We start from the raw sequence: 17,666 nt of genomic DNA on the forward strand, positions 1-17,666 counted from the left end.
TACTGAGTGTCAATAAGGACGTTTAACCAAGGGTATTACACACATGTCAGAACAAAACAGCACAGAGATGGCTTTCCAGATCCAGCGTATTTATACCAAGGATATCTCCTTCGAAGCACCAAAGGCTCCGCAGGTTTTCCAGCAGGAATGGCAGCCAGAAGTTAAACTGGATCTAGATACCGCTTCCAGCCAGCTGGCTGACGAAGTGTATGAAGTTGTACTGCGCGTAACCGTGACTGCGTCCCTGGGCGAAGAAACTGCGTTCCTGTGTGAAGTGCAGCAGGCGGGTATCTTCTCCGTAGCGGGCATCGACGGCACGCAGCTGGCGCATTGCCTGGGTGCATACTGCCCGAACATTCTGTTCCCGTATGCCCGTGAGTGCATCACCAGCCTGGTTTCTCGCGGTACATTCCCGCAGTTGAACCTGGCACCGGTTAACTTTGACGCGCTGTTCATGAACTATCTGCAGCAGCAGTCCGAAGGCGAAGGTGCCGCACCACATCAGGATGCCTGATGAACACCGTCAATGCTTCAATGACCGTAATCGGTGCCGGCTCGTACGGCACCGCATTAGCCATTACGCTGGCGCGTAATGGCCACTCCGTGGTGCTGTGGGGCCATAACCCCGAGCAGATCCAAAAGATGCAGCACGACCGCTGCAACCAGGCATTTCTTCCTGACGTAGCTTTCCCCAATACGCTGTTGCTCGAAGCCGATCTGGCGCGCGCGCTGGCTGCCAGCCGCGACGTTCTGGTGGTGGTGCCAAGCCATGTGTTCGGCGATGTGCTGCGTCAGTTGAAACCGCATCTGCGCCCGGATGCCCGCATTGTGTGGGCGACCAAAGGGCTGGAAGCGGAAACCGGCAGGCTGTTGCAGGATGTGGCACGTGAAGCGCTGGGCGAGGCTATTCCGCTGGCTGTGGTCTCTGGGCCGACGTTTGCCAAAGAGCTGGCCGCCGGGCTGCCAACTGCGATTGCGCTGGCTTCTACCGATGCGCAGTTCGCCGAAGACTTGCAGCAGTTGCTGCACTGCGGCAAAAGTTTTCGGGTTTACAGTAACCCCGATTTTATCGGTGTACAGCTGGGCGGGGCGGTGAAGAACGTGATTGCCATCGGTGCCGGGATGTCAGACGGCATCGGTTTTGGTGCCAATGCGCGTACTGCACTGATTACACGTGGCCTGACGGAAATGACCCGCCTCGGTTCTGCGTTGGGTGCGGATCCATCGACCTTCATGGGCATGGCCGGGTTGGGCGATCTGGTATTAACCTGCACCGATAATCAATCGCGCAACCGCCGTTTCGGTATTATGCTGGGGCAGGGTAAAGGCGTGCAAGAAGCGCAGGACAGCATCGGTCAGGTGGTCGAGGGCTATCGCAATACCAAAGAAGTCTTGGCGCTGGCGCAACGCTACGGCGTGGAAATGCCGATTACCGAACAGATTTACCAGGTGCTGTATTGCCATAAAAATGCCCGGGAAGCTGCGCTGAGCCTGTTAGGGCGTACCAGAAAAGACGAAAAACACAGCGCATAACCTATATGCGGGGCAGCATGCTGACCCTGGCAATTGAATTGGGCTGCCTGATCGCAATGCGGTGAGGCGGCCTGTTTTTGCAAGGCGGAGAGGAACCTGATGTCGTCAGAAGAGTTAGAGCAGGTCTGGAATAGCATCAAATCAGAGGCGAGAGAGCTGGCTGAGTGTGAACCGATGCTGGCTAGCTTTTATCATGCGACGTTGCTCAAGCACGACAACCTGGGTGGTGCGCTCAGCTATATTCTGGCAAACAAGTTGGCTAACCCGATTATGCCCGCCATTGCGGTGCGTGAAGTAGTGGAAGATGCCTACCTGGCCGATCAGCAAATGATCGCTTCAGCAGCACAGGACATCCTGGCTGTGCGCCTGCGCGACCCGGCAGTAGACAAATACTCAACGCCGCTGCTGTACCTGAAAGGCTTCCACGCGCTGCAGGCTTACCGTATCGGCCACTGGCTGTGGTTGCAGGGGCGCCAGGCGCTGGCAATTTATCTGCAGAACCAGATCTCGGTCGCCTTTGGTGTGGATATCCATCCGGCGGCGACCATCGGTTGCGGCATCATGCTCGACCATGCGACCGGCATTGTGATCGGTGAAACTGCGGTGGTCGAAAACAACGTATCTATTCTGCAGTCGGTCACTCTTGGTGGTACCGGCAAGACCAGCGGCGATCGCCATCCGAAGATCCGAGAGGGCGTAATGATTGGCGCCGGAGCTAAAATTCTCGGCAATATCGAAGTGGGCAAAGGCGCGAAAATTGGTGCCGGCTCGGTGGTGCTGCAATCGGTGCCGCCACATACCACGGCTGCCGGAGTGCCTGCGCGCATTGTCGGTCGACCGGAAAGCGATACGCCATCGATGGATATGGATCAGTACTTTAACGGTACCAACCACGGCTTTGAGTACGGTGACGGTATTTAAGCTGGCGGGTTGTTAAAGAATAAAATCAGGGGAGCTTCGGCTCCCCTGATGCTTTCTGGCGCGGAGCTAACCCTGTTTAGGGAAGTTGGTGATATCGGTGACGACGTCGTCGATCGCCGCTTTCACATCCTCTGCAGTGACCGGCGTGCTGTCGTTGCTAACGGTTTTGCCATAGGTTTTACGCACGACTTCCAGCACTGTTTTACCGGTGTCCTGATCGATCAACTCACCTTCAATATAAAGCGTGGTGTTTTGAGTTCTGTGGCCACTGGCAGCCATGGTGCCGGCAACCACCGCGGCAACTGGAACAACCTCATAGAATTTCATGTCTTCATCTTCAGCGGAGACGGCGGTAATGGCGAGTTTGGCCACCAGAACGCGCGAACCGGCCGGACTTTTCAGGATGGTAAAGCGATCCTGAAGCGCAGCTTTTATCCGCTGGGTGGAATAGGCCTTGATTTTATTCAGCGTGTCCTGGCTCACACGTGTGGTCGGTTTTTCCGCTGGGAAATAGACGACCGGCTGGAAATACAGGCCGCGGTAGTTGGATTCTTTGTAGCTTGGGTCGATCCAACGCAGCGTTTTATGGCCGCTTGGTGACGTCGTTTCTTGCAATTTGCTGTAGTCAGACAGGAACCCCGAGTACTGCTTTGTAGTGGTCACTTTGGACGAACAACCCGCCAGTAACAAACTCACTGCCAATGCCGCCATGGCAACGCTCAAGCGTTGTTTTTTCATACGATTTCCTATGATGAGTGCCGATAACCCTTACAAAAGATAGCTTATTATCTTCTGCCATAGCGAATGTTTTGGCGCTGTGCGTGCCATGTTACGGGGCGGCCTATCAGGATCGTGATGTGCAGCTTGTTTTTACCTGCAAAGCGCGTAGTCAGGATTTGATCAGCGCACCCGCATAGTCCAGTTGCCGCCAGGCTTCATACACCACCACGGCCACGGCGTTGGACAGGTTCATGCTACGGCTTTGTGCCTGCATCGGAATGCGGATTTTCTGTTGTGCCGGCAAGGCTTCCAGGATTTCAGCAGGCAGCCCGCGGGTTTCCGGCCCAAACAGCAAATAGTCGCCAGCCTGATAGCTGACTGCGCTGTGCGCGGGGGTGCCTTTGGTGGTCAGGGCAAACAGCCGCTGCGGATTTTCGCTGGCGATAAAAGCGGCGTAGTCGGCGTGACGTCGGATACTGGCGAATTCATGATAGTCCAGCCCGGCGCGGCGCAGACGTTTGTCATCCCACGGGAAACCCATAGGTTCTATCAGGTGCAGTTGAAAACCGGTATTGGCGCACAAGCGGATGATATTGCCGGTATTGGGTGGAATTTCAGGTTCGAATAAAACAATGTTCAGCATGTAAAAAGCCCCTCATGACGAGGGGCGCAGAATAGCAAAATCTTACCGGCCTGTCTTAGGCGATCAGCGCTGATGCAAGGGTAACCACAACACCAGACGCAAACCACCGAGCGGGCTGTCTTCCGCTTTCACCCAGCCGCGGTGCTGGTTGACCGCCGCCTCTACGATTGCCAGACCCAAACCGGTGCCACCAGAGGCGCGATCGCGCGCTTCGTCGGTGCGATAAAACGGTCGGAAAATTTGTTCGCGATCTTCCGCACTGACACCGGGGCCATCATCGTCGACCACAATGGTGATGCCCTGATTGTCGGCGCTGAATGCCACGGCGATACGTGTGTTTGAATAGCGCAGGGCGTTACGTACGATATTTTCCAGCGCGCTGTCCAATGCGCCGGCGTTGCCGAATAGCGTCCACGGACCAGGAGGGGAGGTAACCTCCAGTTGTTTGCCCATTTGTTCTGCTTCGAAGCCCGCGTCATCCAGCACATTGGCCCACAGTTCATTAGCCAGTAGCCGTTCACGTACCAACTCGCTTTTCTGCTGTCCGCGTGACAACACCAGCAGATCGTTGATCATCGAGTCCAGGCGCTGCGCTTCGGTCTCGATACGCGCCAGTTCACGCCCTTCACCGTGGCGACGGCGCATTAACGCGGTCGCCAACTGCAGACGGGTCAGCGGGGTGCGCAACTCATGCGAGATGTCGGAGATCAGCCGTTGCTGAGCGGTCATCATGCGTTCCAGCGAACTGACCATTTGGTTGAAACTGGCACCGGTAGCCAGAAACTCTTGCGGCCCGGCTTCGAGCTCCGGATGTTGTTTCAGGTTGCCGCGAGCTACGTCATCGGCCGCGTTTTTCAGTTTACGTGCCGGTTTTGCCAGGCTCCAGGCCAGCCACAGCAGTAATGGGGCGCTGATCAACATGGTGACGATCAGCAGCAGCAGCGGCCGGTCGAACATCAGGTTGATGAAGTCGGATTGTGGGCTATTGGCGGGACGGATCAGGTACAACTGGTAGTTGTCTTCACCATCACGTACGGAGAATGGGCCGACCAGTTCGACACGGCCGTATTTTTTCTTCTTCGGGTGGTCGGAATTATCAGATTGGCCGATAAAATTACGCACCAACTGCATTTCGTTGCGCTGCATGTTGCCAATCACCCGGCCTTCGCTGGTGACCAGGAGCAGCCGCTGCCCCGGTGGGGCCCATTTTTCGATGGCGCGGAATAAGCGCCGCCACCACATCAGGTCGTTGGCCGGATCGTTTTGCAACTCGGCCTCGACATGTTGTTCCAGCATCAGCCCCTGCCGCTGCTCGCTGTCCAGCAGCGAGGTCATTTGGCGGGAGTCGAGCTTGGGCACCATCAACACCAGCATCAGCACCAGGGCTAATGTGAACCAGAAAATGGCGAAGATGCGTGCCGTCAAACTGTTGATCATGTTGCAGATACCATTAAGTAACCCCGACCACGCAACGTTTTGAACCACGGATGGCCATCTTTGCGGTTCGGCAGTTTACGTCGCAGGTTGGAGATATGCATGTCGATGGCGCGATCGAACGGTGTCAGACGTTTGCCCAGCACTTCCTGGCTCAGCAGTTCACGTGACACCACCTGGCCGAGATGCTGCGCCAGCAGGTACAGCAGGGTAAATTCGGTGCCGGTGAGATCCAGCGTTTGGCCGTCGAAACTGGCTTCCTGACGGCCCGGGTTGAGCTGCAAACCGTCAACGTCCAGCGTGGGTGCGCCGGTATCCACGTTTTGCTGCTGTTCGCTCCAGTTGGAACGGCGCAGGATCGCACGAATACGCGCCACCAGCTCACGATCGTTAAAAGGTTTTGGCAAGTAGTCATCGGCACCCAGTTCCAGGCCCAACACGCGGTCGAGTTCACTGCCGCGTGCGGTCAGCATAATGACCGGCGTCTGGTGGTGCTGACGCAGTTCTTTTAAGGTATCGATACCGTTTTTCTTCGGCATCATGATATCGAGCAACAGCAGATCGATGGAGCTGTCCAGAAGCGACAACGCCTGTTCACCATCGTAGGCCACGACGATGGTAAAGCCTTCCATTTCAAGCAGTTCTTTTAACAGCGAGGTCAGCTCGCGGTCGTCGTCAACTAACAGAATTTTATTCATTGTGTATTTTCCTCCTGACGCAAAATACGTCATCAACTGTTGGCATTCCATGACTTTACGTAGTTTTACATGCACTGACGCATGTTTGCAGGTGCAGCAGTACACTGCTCCTCGTTGATTCGCAAAGTGAGAAAGCACGAGGAGTTAAAATGCGTAAGGTGACCGCATTAGTTATGGCATCAATGCTGGCAATAGGTTCTACCGCTGCGTTCGCTGCCGACACTACATCGGAAACTGTACCGACTCCCGGAAGCGACGCGATGACCAGAACACCTGGTCAGCACCATATGTTTGACGGTGTCAGCCTGACTGAAGAGCAGCGTCAGCGAATGCGCGATTTAATGCGCCAGGCGCGCCACGATCTGCCTGGTGTCAATGTAGCTGAAATGGAAGCCATGCATAAGCTGGTGACCGCAGACAAATTTGATGAAGCCGCCGTGTATGCCCAGGCGGAACAGATGGCTCAGCAACAGGTTAAGCGCCAGGTCGAAATGGCCAGAGTGCGCAACCAAATGTATAACCTGCTGACGCCACAGCAAAAAAGTGTTTTAGACCAGAAGCATCAGCAGCGCATGCAGCAGATGGAGCAACAAATTTCTGGTTTGCAGCAAACTTCTGCCCAGAAGTTAAGTATGACTGAGTAGTCCCTGTTTTTCCTTGCCATAGACACCATCCCTGTCTTCCCCCTCATGATGAGGGGGTTTTTTTTATCAGTCACTTATGTGCAAACTTTTCTAAAACAATGACTTAATAAAGTGCACTAAGGGGCTGGGAAGTGCTCTAAGTTGCTTGCGTGTGGACGGGTTGTGGACACGCTTTTACGTGAATATTACCGCCCAGCGGGTTCAGTGCGATGGCATTTTGCAGGTAATCCGGCGCTAAGTGAGCATAGGCCATGGTTTGCTGAATGCTTGCGTGTCCGAGAATCTGCTGCAATGCGATAATATTCCCCCCGTTCATCATGAAATGGCTCGCGAAGGTGTGCCGCAGAACATGCGTTGCCTGTCCGCGAGGTAAGTCGGGCTTAACCTTCCGCAGTATCCCGCAGAACTTTTCATAATCAACTTTGAAGAGTGTTCCATCATCATTCCCCTCGGCATTTTCTTTCACTTCTTTTTCCAGCTCATCAGAAACCGGCACGACGCGTTTTTTACCGTTCTTCGTTTTAAGAAAGGTCACGCGGCCGCGCGTCATGAGTGTCCGCTTCAGGGAGTAAACCTCACTCCACCTTCCGCCGGTGCTCAAGCTAACAAGCGCAAATAACCTGTCATCGCCTTCCGTAGTGCTCAGCAAATCATTTATCTCGTCCATATCAAGAAAGGTCATTTCCGGGTTTTTCTCGGCCAAAGGAGCCAAGCCGCGAACGGGATTAACACCTGAAAACTCGTTCAGCTCTATGAGGGCCGTGAACATGCCGGAAAGCCGGTACATGTCTCGATTGATGGTTGCTGCACTTATTCCATCCGTGAGTCGCTGGCTGCGATGTAACGTCAAAACGCGCTTATTAAGCTTGTTGACGGTTATATCGCCGAGCGCCTTTATCGTCTTTTTAAGGTGCCTGTTCTCAATCGTGCCGTTTCCTTGGCTTTGTCCGTAATAGAGCCACCATACATTAAGCAACTCGGTCAGCGTGCGTCGGTCAGCCCGCTTCTCTGCCCACTCCTTATTGTTGGCATTGGTCAGCACATAACGCTGAAAGGCTTCTGCCTCTGCCTTCCTGTCAAACTTCCGACGGATGCGACGTCCTTCACGCCCGTTCGGCCTTATATCCACTTGGTATTGACCATCATCGAGTTTCTTAATCGACATAAGATAACCCTCCGATGATTACTTCATCTTGGTAACAAATTGTGAAAATGTAGAGCTTATAAATCGTTAGCCAGCATTCCTTTCGGAGTGGTCTGATTCCTTGCTGTCTTGCCCAGAGTGTGCGCATGCCGGTGCTATTTGCCCGGATTCTGGTGCTGTTTTGTCCGTCATTAGCCAGAGTGTGTATTTTTCGAACTGCTTGGCATTTGTTACCTGTAAAACGACATGAAGACCGGGTTCTTGATGCCCGCCCTCGTAGTTCTTCAGAGTGCCTAGCGCTATTCCGCTGATTTCACAGAATTTGGCTTGTGTTAACCCTTCCGCTTTTCTAATGGCTCTTAGCTTTTGAGCGATACTCATTGACATGGTCCTTAGTTAATGACTATATTCTCCCGAAAGGTCATCAAGTCAGGACTTTTCGGGATGTGAAAAACCAACCCGATATAAACGGTCTGGGACGGTTTACAAGGGGTTGGATCTGGAGAGGTTAGCACATGAACATTGAAGATTATGCGATTCGTTATCCAATTGACGGCGTAACGGTTGAGAAATTCGCCGAGCTGTTGGGAAAGCCGTGTTCGGCAGTTTCCGAGATGGTGAAGAAAAATAAACTACCGGTTATCGAACTGCGTGACCCGGAAAAGGTTGGTGCGCGTGCTGGCGACAAATTTGTCTACATCCCTGCGTTTAATCAGGGCTTACGTGAGGCATTCATGAACAGGCCAACAGAACAGCGCGATGCGTGGCTGCTCTGGATGGGCCTATAAGCGGGGCGAAAGTATGCAACAACCTATCTCAATCGCCCCGTTGCTCTGGAATCACCAGACCGGGCGTAAGCTTGATATCACAATCACCCACGGCAAAGGTCGGAAAGGTATTGTCATTCGTACCCGCCGGGCCAGTCGTTGGATCTCCTCCATCAAATCAGCAATGCGGGGTTTTTCGCAATGACAGCTATCACCGCCGGTATTGTTCGTAATCAGCCCGCCGGGCTGCGTGCTTTGGTTGGGGAACGCCTCGCCGTCCCTCGCTGGAAAAGCACCTGCGATTTCTACAACCAGATGATGGAACGCGAACGCCAGACCATCTGTTTCCATGCGCAGTTGAAGCAGCGCCATATAGTGTTGAAGCTGGAAGAAATGAATGACAGCGAACGTGAGCGACTTGTTTGCGCCATTGATGAGCTTCGCAGCGCCTTCGCTACCTACCGCAAACATGGTATTAGCAAATCTGGTTTTATTGGTCGTTTGACAATAAGTCAGCGGCGCACTTTATTTCTGCATGCCGGGTTAACTGATGCTGAGTTTAATCAGCCATATTGGCGTATTGATGATGAAGTGTGCGCGTGGCGCGAGGCTTTATTCAGAGCGTTGCGCGAGCTGTTTAATTTATTCGAATATGCACCCACTATATTAACCTCGGTTAAACCCGAAGCGTATTTCCATTAATTAACTTGCTTTAAATAAAAAGGCGCTTGATTGCGTCGGGCATTCTTTTATCTGGAGTTCTCTATGCACATGCATAAAACCGTCGGCCAAGAAATGCGAAATAAGGCTGATGCAGAGTCACGAAATTTTATGTTGAACAACGCGCGCAATGAAGCAAAGGCCGACGCCGCTGTTAGCTTCTCATCTCACCTTGACCGCCTCGCGACGCATGCCGCCGTCAACCAGCTATCCAGCGTTGAGATTATCGAACTGCTGCGGCAGGAGTCAGAGAAGTTTGACCACGAAGGCCGTGCGAGCAAACAGGGCTTTAATCATGGGTAATCGTCCGTGTGTAGAAATTAATGATGTATTCATCATTATTAAAATGAATGCGGAAAAAATAATTCTGGCAGAAGTGAAAACGGATAAAGAGACCAAGGAAAAGTATTACCCGACAAGAGCTATTTACTCGAATGAGTTAAAGCTTGTTGCTGACATTGTTAATTTATCTGTGAAACGTGGTGTTTTTCTTAAAACTATTACCAGCATTAGCGAAGTGATGAAGGAATCACACCGCATCGCAGAATTATGTCAGCAGGCACTCAATCAACTGAATAAAGAATCGGAGCAATAACGATGCCGGATTTAATGGATTTGGTGCAGCAGCGCCAGCAGGAAACACTCGCCGACCAAATTAATGCGGCGCGTATTAAGGGCGGAGTGTCGGCGTCAATTTGTGAGGAATGTGACCAAGCTATCCCGGCCGCGCGTCGTGCAGCTTTTCCCGGTGTGACTCGTTGCGTGTCCTGCCAGACCATCCACGAACAACAAACCAAGCATTTCAGGGGGTAATCATGCTGCGCATTCCTGTCGGTAAGGACTGGGTTATCACCAGTGACGCCCATCAGTTCATTTTGAACCAAAAGAAGCTAGTTAAAACCGGTGGCAAGGCGGGTGAGGTATGGCTCGACGCTGTTGGTTATTACCCGACTGTCTCGCAGTTGGTTTCCGGGCTGGCGCATCACCACGTTCGTGACTCAACCGTCACCAGTATCGCCGGTTTGGCCGCTGAGATTGAGCGCATCGGCAAACTTTGCCAAGAGGCATTTTCCGCAATAAACAAAGAGGGCAAATAATGAAATTCAATCCGTTAAATTTTTTCACCTGTGTATTGGCGCTAATTTTCATCACGTTGAAGTTGACGGGGTTTCTTGCTGCGTGGTCTTGGTGGGCGGTAACCGCACCATTATGGGCTGTGCCTGCTGCCATCCTTTTAATCGGTGCCGCGTTATTCGTGATTGCGGTGATAGTGCAGGTCGTAGCGAAACTGGTTAAATGACTGCATTAGTCCGGGGGCGTGTAGCCCCCTCACCACCTCCGCCATTCTCTACCGATTCCCGTGAACCGTTCGTCGGCGTTCATGCATGGAACGCTCCAAAGTCTGCCATTGGCAAAGAAAGACCGCTTACCCGTGAGCAACATGCTCAGGGGCAAGCTGTTTTGCGTAATATCCAATCCTTGCCGCATTTCCTCAGCCTTATTTTTCTGGGCCGCCATACCTATCTGCTGAAAGAACAGGGGATCCACGCCGCCAATAAATGGCTGGTGCTCCAGTTCCAGCGTCGCATCTGGCCGCGCATCGAAATCGTTAACGATAAAAATGCGATGAGACTTTGCTCGTCGCCGTGCTTTATGGCGGAGGTAGACAACTATGCGAGCCTGCCGGGCATGGATGATAAGGGGCTGCGGCGCTTTGCTGACCGCATCGCCGGGCAGTTGCTGCAAAATTATGACCGCTATTGTGAGGAATTTATCGCTGAAAATAACGGGGATAATTCACAGCTCATTAGCGACAGTGTACAGGCTGAATTCTATGGCCGTATCGCGCATATGGCGCGGGCGTTTAACGTCACTCCGATGCACTGGCGCAAGTATCTCAAAGACAAGCTGGACGCGACATCAGCGATTCGCAGTCTGCAACGGCTGGTTAACTCCGAGTGGTGGGAACGCCAATTGAAGGCACAGCGAACCCGCTGGTGTGAAGCGTTGCTGATTGCGGCCGGTGAAGTGAACCTGAAAAAACACCCATATGCGAGTAAACAGGCTATCCGTGAAGTGCAGGCCCGGCGGCTTGCCAATATGGATTACCTGAAAGGGTGTGAACTGGAGAACGTTGCCACCGGCGAGCGCGTCGACCTGATTGATAAAGTGATGGCGAGCATTTCTAACCCGGAAATCCGCCGCATGGAGCTTATGAGCACCATCGCGGGGATAGAGAAATATGCCGCCAGCGAGAAGCACGTCGGCATGTTTATCACCATCACTACCCCGTCGAAATACCACCCGACCCGTGTTGTTGGCAAAGAAGGGGCCGAAAAAGTCCAGTTTAACCATAACTGGGATTTAGAGTCTTTTTCACCGAAAGACGGTCAGCGTTATCTCGTACACATCTGGAGCAAGATGCGCACCGCGTTTAAAGACAACGATTTGAGTGTTTACGGTATGCGTGTCGTTGAGCCGCATCATGACGGTACGCCGCACTGGCATATGATGCTTTTTTGCCAGCGTAAGCAGCGTCAGAACGTCATCGATATCATGCGCCGCTATGCCTTGAAAGAGGACGGCGACGAGCGAGGCGCGGCAAAAAACCGGTTTGAAGCCAAGCACATGAACAAGGGCGGTGCGGCGGGGTATATCGCAAAATACATCGCCAAGAATATCGACGGTTATGCGCTCGATGGCCAGATTGACCACGACACCGGCAAGCCGCTGCGCGATATGGCTGCGGCGGTGACCTCGTGGGCGTCAACATGGCGCATCCCTCAGTTTAAACCTATCGGAATTCCCACCATGGGCGCTTACCGTGAATGCCGCGCCGCCTGCCTTCGTCACATTAGTCTGGCTGATTCCTTTGATGAACGAGTCGAGGCTGTACGCGAAGCGGCCAGCGCCGGAAACTTTGCCGCCTACATGGCCGGGCAGGGTGGTGCAAATGTCCCGCGTGATGTGCAGACCGTTCGTGTGGCCCGCAAGGTGGCTGATGAGCCGAACGCTTATGACGAAGAGGTGCAAAAGGTTGTCGGCATTTTTGCGCCACACCTTGGCGCGGGCCATATCCACGAAACCCGGTCAACAGAATGGCGCATTGTCCGCAAGGCCGTTGACGTTGACGTTAAGCCTTTGACTTTAAAAAGCGCCTCTGGCGCGCCTCGGAGTCCTGTCAATAACTGTGGGGAGGTTCAGCGAGAACCTGATCCAGATATGCAGGTAGCAACGCCTGAGTATGTCACGGCGGTGATGAATTTGATTGAGAGCGGGGATGTTAGCTGGAATGACGCCGACGTCGCCAAGACGATGAGAGACGCTATACGGCAGCAGTCACCGAAGAGTAATCACCAAGAAATCACCAATAATCGGAAAAAATCCCTAAATGATGCGCCTTCGGCACGCCTGACCCCGGCGGAACGGGCTAGGATTCCGCAAATCCGGCTTGAACTGGCGCAACAGGGTATTACTGCCGAGCGCTGGGAGCTAAAAGCCCTGACACGAGGGGCAACGCTAAGTATTGATGGTAAAGAATTCTCATATTCGGCGCTTGAGGGGTGGCCGGGGTTTAATATGTGAGAGGACTGAAATATCAGAGTGAGTATTGATAAGTTTATGTAGATATGAAAAGTTGCTCATAAATAACTCGATTTTCACTAAAATCTGAATTAGTGTGATTATATGAAAATATGCAGGAATCATGGGTCATGATTTTTAAAGTCTTCGGATTGTTTGTTTTATGTTTACTTGTGTTTTTGTTAGGTTTTTGTGCAGGCGGTGTTTCATGGGGTTGGCGTAATTCTCAGCACTCTAATGATGTTGCATTTTTGACTATGTTGGGTGGGTGGGTGTCAGGTCTGGCGACGTTAGCAGCTGTTGGCGTATCGTTGTATATGGCTTATCAGGCATCGCAAAACGATGTTGAAAAAATCAAGATCGGACACCAATTGATGGGGGGCGTTGATGGCAAAATGAGAATGGATGTTCATGTGCAAAGTCTTCGTAATACTTATACTGAAATAAAGGATGTTCGTTTAATAGTAAAAGATAAAAAGAAAAGCATCGGTTTGAATCAGGTATTAGTATCAGACAAAAATTTCCCGTGCGTCATTAATAAGAAAGGTGAGTTATGCGTGTACTCTGTTACGTGTAATTTAACTCCTCCATGGTGGGGTATTTTTAAACAAATCGAGTTGCAGGGAGGCATCTCATTTGGAAAGGCAAAAATACAAATTTGCACGAATATGGATACGTATGTTCATTTGTTGCCTTGTGATTTTATCATCGCTTTAAAAACACAACATAATTTGTTTAAAAAGATGGAGGCACTCCAACATGTCTAGGTGCATTATTTTGCCTGCGTCAGATTTTCCCGTTCTGGCTGTGTGCCGCCAGAGCTGGCGCGGATCCAGTGTGGTCAGACAACTGCATTAAAAGCGACTCATGAAGCGGGCAGGCGTGGCGGGGATAGCATTGCGCGCGGGCACGTATTTAATTATCAGAATTGACGGCATCAGCGCGCCGTGAGGGCGTTGGGGTGCTTTGGTTGGATTCGCGCGTGAGGGCGTGTGTGCTCGTCGTGGTGGGTGTCTGAGGCGCTTACAGGCAGGTACGAAAAAGCCGCCAATCAGGCGGCCGGTTTCGTTGTCATTCTGGTGAGCTGGGTGCGTTCTTGCACCAACACCTACAACAGCAGTGCTGGGTCTGACCCCGCGCTATTGGTGGGGCTGGCGGTGGTGATGGTTTTACGTAATTAGGTGGCGGTGGTGGCCTGCGTGGTGCTGCTGGTCGGCGCGCAGTGATGCAAATCCAAACAACAAACAAAGCCAAGGCAAACATACAGAACAATGAGCCAGCCATGATTACTCATCCTCGTTATCGAGGGTGTATTTTTTAAAGCGAATAACCTCCTCGCCGATCCAGTCATTAACCTCAGTGATGCGCTGCTGTAGCGGCGTCAGCTCGTTGCGGACAAACACCCTTGCTGCCTTCTCCACGTCACCCACTGACCCGACGTTCTCCGGCTTACCGCCCATCAGTTGATAGGGGATGCGGTGGGCGTCCAGCAGGTCGGCGGCGCTGACCTTTTTGATGTTAAAGAAATCATCCTTTGTCGCTACCTCGCTGAGCGGCACAATCTTGATACCGTCGGGCTTTCCGTTCGGCGCGTAGAAAAACAGGTTTTTAAAATTCCCCATCCCTTTAGAGTCGCTCATTGCAGCGCGTAACGATTCAACATCAGTGCTGTTCTGCGCGGCGTCTGTTACATACATGATGTAGCCCGCATGCGCGCCGTTCTGGTAATACTTGCGACGGAACAGCGTTGCAGACTCGTTAAGCCAGGCTGAATTGAGTGCCGACAGATATTCTGGCATTCCGTACAGCTCTTGGTTGATATCCGGCTCCAGCAGGTGGAACACGCTGTCAGGCGCGAATGGATGTGGCTCAACGAAAGATTGCACAAACCAATAGACCCCGGGTTCAACACCGCGCCGGGTGTATTTGGCCGGGGAGGTCTCCAGCTTTAACAGCTTGCCGCTGACGCTCTGGCGCTTTTCTAAAAAGGCGTTGCCGAACACCAGATAATCCAGCACAAACCGGCTGAAATCCTGCTGTGATAACAGCGGGTGTGTGATGTAGGTGCTCGCTAAAATATTGCGCTTCACATAAATCGGCGAGCTGTGGTGAACGGCGGCGCGCAGGCTTTTCGCCAGTCCAGAGAAGCTAATCGGCGGTTCAATCCATTTGCCGTTACCGACGCACTCGGTGTAGTCCAGAATCTCACGGCGATCGAGAACCGCACTCGGCTCACCAAAGGTAAACGCCTCCATTTTTTGTCCTTCTGCGGCGGTATTCTGCGTACGGTTTTGTTGACCACGTTGACGCTTGTTTCGCTTATTCACTTGGCCACCTCGTTTTTTTCCTGCGGCCAGATAGCGGAATAAAGCATGTCAAAATCATCTTTTGAACATTCGGCTTTTATCTCTGGTAGGTCGATAAGGGTGCTGCCCTGCTGGAAAGCAGTGAGAGCCGAAAGCCGTTGTTGATTCTCCGCTTTTTCTGTCACCCAGCACGCGTAAGCCTCGTTATTTTCAGAGGGAGAGGTATAAGCCGTGAATCGGTGATTTGCATGGGCGGACAATCCACGGGCAATTTTGAACAAGTTGGCTGGTTTTTCTGCCCAAGCATATTCACTTACATAGGCGTTACCAGAGAACGCGGCGATAGTGCTTTGGTTGCCACCGAGAAAGCGAATTTCAGCGCCGTTTGCTAACTTGATAACAGAATCGTTAGGGTTAATAGCTACTCCCGCTAGTGCGGAAAAATGAGCAATAATTTGTCGATTAATTGACATCGCGTTATCTACGCTTGGGGCTAGAAAATACTGATTGCGACCTGTTTCAATGGCATCAATTAATGCTTCCAGAGAGAAATACCAGTCAGCACCACACTGCCGAGTTTTTGTGATGTGGCGTATCTTTTTCTGTGAAATGAACCAGCGCCGCTGATATTCGAAACCATTATTACCCAGCAGGATTTTTAAGGTTGCGGCTTGCTGGCCGGTAAATTCATAGCGCATTAGTTGAACTCCAGAATAGATTTAGAAGGCTGGCCGTTTGCGGCGGTCAGGGGTTCATTTAGCAGGGCGTGCATGGTGGCCCATGCGACGTCGGCGTGACTGGCTTCCTCGCTGCGACTGGCCTCGTAGGTCATGCCTCGGCCGCTGGCGGTCATGGTTTTGCGGATGGCCATAAACGATTTGGTGACGTCGGTATACGCGGTGTCATATTCCAGCCGGCCGCTGCCGATAGTGTCTTTCGCCTTCAACACCAAGGCGGTTTTTACCTCGGCGCTGTAGCGAATTTCGCGGGCAGCGGGGTAGAAGGCGCGCACCAACTGGAAAACGCCTTGCCCGATGCCTGTTGCGTCGATGCCGATATATTCAACGTTGTATTTTCCGGTCAGCTTACGGATGGATTCGGCCTGCGTGGCAAAGTCCATGCCTTTCCACTGGTGGCGCTCCAGTATGCGGAATTTACCGCCCGTCACCATCGGTGGGGCCAGCACCACGCAACCGGCGCTATCGCCGGAGTGCGCTGGGTCATAGCCGACCCACACCGGACGGTCACCGAATGGCCGGTCAGCGTAGGGGTTAACGTCCGTCCACTCGACCAGACTGTCGACCATGCAGCCCTGCAGCTCCTCAAACGGGAACACTGACGCGCTATCGTCGACAAATTCACACATGAACAGGTTGCGGAAATCCTCGGCGCTGTTCTCGCGCTTCAACACGTCGAGGTCAAACAGGTTACAGCCACCGCGCAAGGCGTCCTCAATGGTGACGATTTGCCGCCATTGACCGTCATCGCACAGTTTCCCGGCAGCTAACGCGCGGTGGCTGATATCGATCTCGACGTGCTCGCTGGCGTTTTTGCGGCCCTTGTTAAACAGCTCGCCAGACCAGAACGGAAACGCGCCATGTGCCAGCGTTGACGGGGTAGAAAAGTAGGTCGACCGGAGGTGCTTTTGCGAGGCCATGCCGGAGGCCACTTTGCGCAGCTTTTGGAAGTTGGGGATCCAGAAGATTTCATCGACCAGCAGGTCGCCGTTATGGCTTTGCGCGGTGTTGGAGTTGGTGCCGAGAAAAATCAGTTTTGCACCGTTATTGCCGAGCACAATCGGGTCACCGGTCAGCTCAACGTCAACCCGCCGGGCAAACTGAATAATGTATTCGCGGAATACATACGCCTGCGTTTTGCTTGCTGACAGGAATATCTGGTTATGGCCGGTTTTAAGCGCGTGCAGCAGTGACTCTCGGGAAAAATAGAAGGTCGCCCCAATCTGGCGCGATTTCAGAATATCGCGGATGCGGTGCGCCAGTCCGGCCTTGTGCCAGCCGAGCTGATAATCGAAAGACTCGTCGTAGAAAATCTCTTCCAATTTCGCGATAGCCTCATCGCTGAAATAGTTCTTTGTCGGCTTTTTGCGCTCGCCTTTGTTGCGGTTGGCGACGTTGGGGTTGAGGTCGACTTCGTTGCCGGAATTCATGTAGCGGCTGACGCGCGCAAGGCGCTCAATCTGGCGGCCTAATAGGTCAATTTCTTTGTAGTCGCTGCCCTCTTTTTTTGTCTTGAGAACGAGTTGCACCATTCGCGCCTCGATGCTGGACTCCACGCGGGAAATCGGCGCGATATCGTCCCATTTTTCCCGCTGTTTCCAGCTCTGCACCGTGGGTGCTTTCTGCTTCAACATTTCCGCGATTTGCTTCACGGAGAAACCTTGCCAGTACAGCAACGCAGCCTGTCGGCGTGGGTCGCTGAGTAACGAGGTGTCGGTCTGGATTTGCATGATATGCCCTCATGTGGATGACGAGGGCAAGGCTACGCAAGCCACGACGGCCGCGCGCTAAGGTGCTGTTGTCTGAGGGATAGTCCG

General features: G+C 52.7%; 22 protein-coding genes. 13 read left to right on the top strand and 9 right to left on the bottom strand.

Annotated elements, in window-relative coordinates; all coding sequences use genetic code 11:
- The first annotated feature begins 43 nt into the window (after window positions 1–43).
- From secB to cysE, 3 genes are all read left to right on the top strand, one after another.
- Window positions 44–514, top strand: coding sequence for a protein-export chaperone SecB (secB, locus tag F8R23_RS23440; RefSeq protein WP_012147489.1), 471 nt, complete (start codon window positions 44–46; stop codon window positions 512–514).
- A complete protein-coding gene (gene gpsA / locus F8R23_RS23445) occupies window positions 514–1,533 on the top strand; it encodes an NAD(P)H-dependent glycerol-3-phosphate dehydrogenase (RefSeq protein WP_129936356.1) in 1,020 nt (339 codons plus the stop codon). The genes secB and gpsA overlap by 1 nt, the downstream gene beginning before the upstream one ends.
- A gap of 99 nt (window positions 1,534–1,632) precedes the next feature.
- On the top strand, window positions 1,633–2,454 hold the full coding sequence (cysE, locus tag F8R23_RS23450) for a serine O-acetyltransferase (protein ID WP_099063888.1): 822 nt from the start codon (window positions 1,633–1,635) through the stop codon (window positions 2,452–2,454).
- 66 nt (window positions 2,455–2,520) lie between these two features.
- Here the strand turns inward: cysE and F8R23_RS23455 are convergent, their stop codons facing one another.
- From F8R23_RS23455 to cpxR, 4 genes are all read right to left on the bottom strand, one after another.
- Window positions 2,521–3,192 carry a DUF3313 domain-containing protein gene (locus tag F8R23_RS23455; RefSeq protein ID WP_012147486.1) on the bottom strand — a complete coding sequence of 224 codons (672 nt, stop codon included), beginning with the start codon at window positions 3,190–3,192 and terminating at the stop codon, window positions 2,521–2,523.
- Window positions 3,193–3,343: 151 nt separating this feature from the next.
- Window positions 3,344–3,817: a tRNA (uridine(34)/cytosine(34)/5-carboxymethylaminomethyluridine(34)-2'-O)-methyltransferase TrmL gene (trmL, locus tag F8R23_RS23460; RefSeq protein ID WP_012147485.1), complete on the bottom strand. Its 474-nt coding sequence runs from the start codon at window positions 3,815–3,817 to the stop codon at window positions 3,344–3,346.
- Between the two features lie 63 nt (window positions 3,818–3,880).
- Entirely contained in the window at window positions 3,881–5,254 is a 1,374-nt protein-coding gene (gene cpxA, locus F8R23_RS23465; RefSeq protein WP_099063886.1) for an envelope stress sensor histidine kinase CpxA, read from the bottom strand.
- Window positions 5,251–5,949, bottom strand: a complete 699-nt coding sequence (cpxR, locus tag F8R23_RS23470) for an envelope stress response regulator transcription factor CpxR (RefSeq protein WP_004953234.1) — start codon at window positions 5,947–5,949, stop codon at window positions 5,251–5,253. The genes cpxA and cpxR overlap by 4 nt, the downstream gene beginning before the upstream one ends.
- Window positions 5,950–6,098: 149 nt before the next feature.
- Between cpxR and cpxP the strand changes: the two genes are divergently transcribed.
- Window positions 6,099–6,593, top strand: coding sequence for a cell-envelope stress modulator CpxP (cpxP, locus tag F8R23_RS23475; protein ID WP_129936359.1), 495 nt, complete (start codon window positions 6,099–6,101; stop codon window positions 6,591–6,593).
- Between the two features lie 136 nt (window positions 6,594–6,729).
- On the opposite strand, the gene F8R23_RS23480 is transcribed toward cpxP, so the two are convergent.
- Window positions 6,730–7,758 carry a phage integrase gene (locus F8R23_RS23480; RefSeq protein ID WP_099784771.1) on the bottom strand — a complete coding sequence of 343 codons (1,029 nt, stop codon included), beginning with the start codon at window positions 7,756–7,758 and terminating at the stop codon, window positions 6,730–6,732.
- 66 nt (window positions 7,759–7,824) lie between these two features.
- Complete coding sequence (locus tag F8R23_RS23485) at window positions 7,825–8,118, bottom strand: helix-turn-helix domain-containing protein (protein ID WP_099784769.1); 294 nt, start codon at window positions 8,116–8,118, stop codon at window positions 7,825–7,827.
- Between the two features lie 134 nt (window positions 8,119–8,252).
- Here F8R23_RS23485 and F8R23_RS23490 point away from each other — a divergent pair, with 134 nt between their 5' ends.
- The 9 genes from F8R23_RS23490 (at window position 8,253) to F8R23_RS23530 (ending at window position 13,573) form a co-directional block, all read left to right on the top strand.
- On the top strand, window positions 8,253–8,525 hold the full coding sequence (locus F8R23_RS23490) for a Cox family DNA-binding protein (protein WP_099784767.1): 273 nt from the start codon (window positions 8,253–8,255) through the stop codon (window positions 8,523–8,525).
- Between the two features lie 180 nt (window positions 8,526–8,705).
- Window positions 8,706–9,206 carry a replication protein B gene (locus F8R23_RS23495; protein WP_151416074.1) on the top strand — a complete coding sequence of 167 codons (501 nt, stop codon included), beginning with the start codon at window positions 8,706–8,708 and terminating at the stop codon, window positions 9,204–9,206.
- Window positions 9,207–9,269: 63 nt separating this feature from the next.
- Window positions 9,270–9,527: a DUF2732 family protein gene (locus F8R23_RS23500; RefSeq protein ID WP_151416075.1), complete on the top strand. Its 258-nt coding sequence runs from the start codon at window positions 9,270–9,272 to the stop codon at window positions 9,525–9,527.
- On the top strand, window positions 9,520–9,819 hold the full coding sequence (locus F8R23_RS23505) for a DUF5405 family protein (protein WP_151416076.1): 300 nt from the start codon (window positions 9,520–9,522) through the stop codon (window positions 9,817–9,819). The genes F8R23_RS23500 and F8R23_RS23505 overlap by 8 nt, the downstream gene beginning before the upstream one ends.
- A 2-nt stretch (window positions 9,820–9,821) precedes the next feature.
- Window positions 9,822–10,037, top strand: coding sequence for a TraR/DksA C4-type zinc finger protein (locus F8R23_RS23510; protein WP_151416077.1), 216 nt, complete (start codon window positions 9,822–9,824; stop codon window positions 10,035–10,037).
- A 2-nt stretch (window positions 10,038–10,039) separates the two neighbouring features.
- Entirely contained in the window at window positions 10,040–10,321 is a 282-nt protein-coding gene (locus F8R23_RS23515; protein ID WP_099784755.1) for a DUF5405 family protein, read from the top strand.
- Window positions 10,321–10,524: a hypothetical protein gene (locus F8R23_RS23520; protein ID WP_099784753.1), complete on the top strand. Its 204-nt coding sequence runs from the start codon at window positions 10,321–10,323 to the stop codon at window positions 10,522–10,524. The genes F8R23_RS23515 and F8R23_RS23520 overlap by 1 nt, the downstream gene beginning before the upstream one ends.
- A complete protein-coding gene (locus tag F8R23_RS23525) occupies window positions 10,521–12,809 on the top strand; it encodes a replication endonuclease (RefSeq protein WP_151416078.1) in 2,289 nt (762 codons plus the stop codon). Before F8R23_RS23520 ends, F8R23_RS23525 begins: the two co-directional genes overlap by 4 nt.
- Before the next feature lie 128 nt (window positions 12,810–12,937).
- Window positions 12,938–13,573, top strand: a complete 636-nt coding sequence (locus tag F8R23_RS23530; RefSeq protein ID WP_151416079.1) for a hypothetical protein — start codon at window positions 12,938–12,940, stop codon at window positions 13,571–13,573.
- Between the two features lie 519 nt (window positions 13,574–14,092).
- On the opposite strand, the gene F8R23_RS23535 is transcribed toward F8R23_RS23530, so the two are convergent.
- The 3 genes from F8R23_RS23535 to F8R23_RS23545 are packed head-to-tail and all read right to left on the bottom strand — an operon-like array spanning window position 14,093 to window position 17,579.
- Window positions 14,093–15,133 (bottom strand): phage portal protein, encoded by a 1,041-nt coding sequence (locus tag F8R23_RS23535; protein ID WP_151416080.1) that lies wholly within the window; start codon window positions 15,131–15,133, stop codon window positions 14,093–14,095.
- A complete protein-coding gene (locus F8R23_RS23540) occupies window positions 15,130–15,810 on the bottom strand; it encodes a terminase large subunit domain-containing protein (protein WP_151416081.1) in 681 nt (226 codons plus the stop codon). Before F8R23_RS23540 ends, F8R23_RS23535 begins: the two co-directional genes overlap by 4 nt.
- Window positions 15,810–17,579 carry a terminase ATPase subunit family protein gene (locus tag F8R23_RS23545; RefSeq protein ID WP_151416082.1) on the bottom strand — a complete coding sequence of 590 codons (1,770 nt, stop codon included), beginning with the start codon at window positions 17,577–17,579 and terminating at the stop codon, window positions 15,810–15,812. The genes F8R23_RS23540 and F8R23_RS23545 overlap by 1 nt, the downstream gene beginning before the upstream one ends.
- Between the last annotated feature and the right edge of the window lie 87 nt (window positions 17,580–17,666).

The sequence above is a fragment of the Serratia proteamaculans genome (genome assembly GCF_008830365.1).
Classification (GTDB): domain Bacteria; phylum Pseudomonadota; class Gammaproteobacteria; order Enterobacterales; family Enterobacteriaceae; genus Serratia; species Serratia proteamaculans.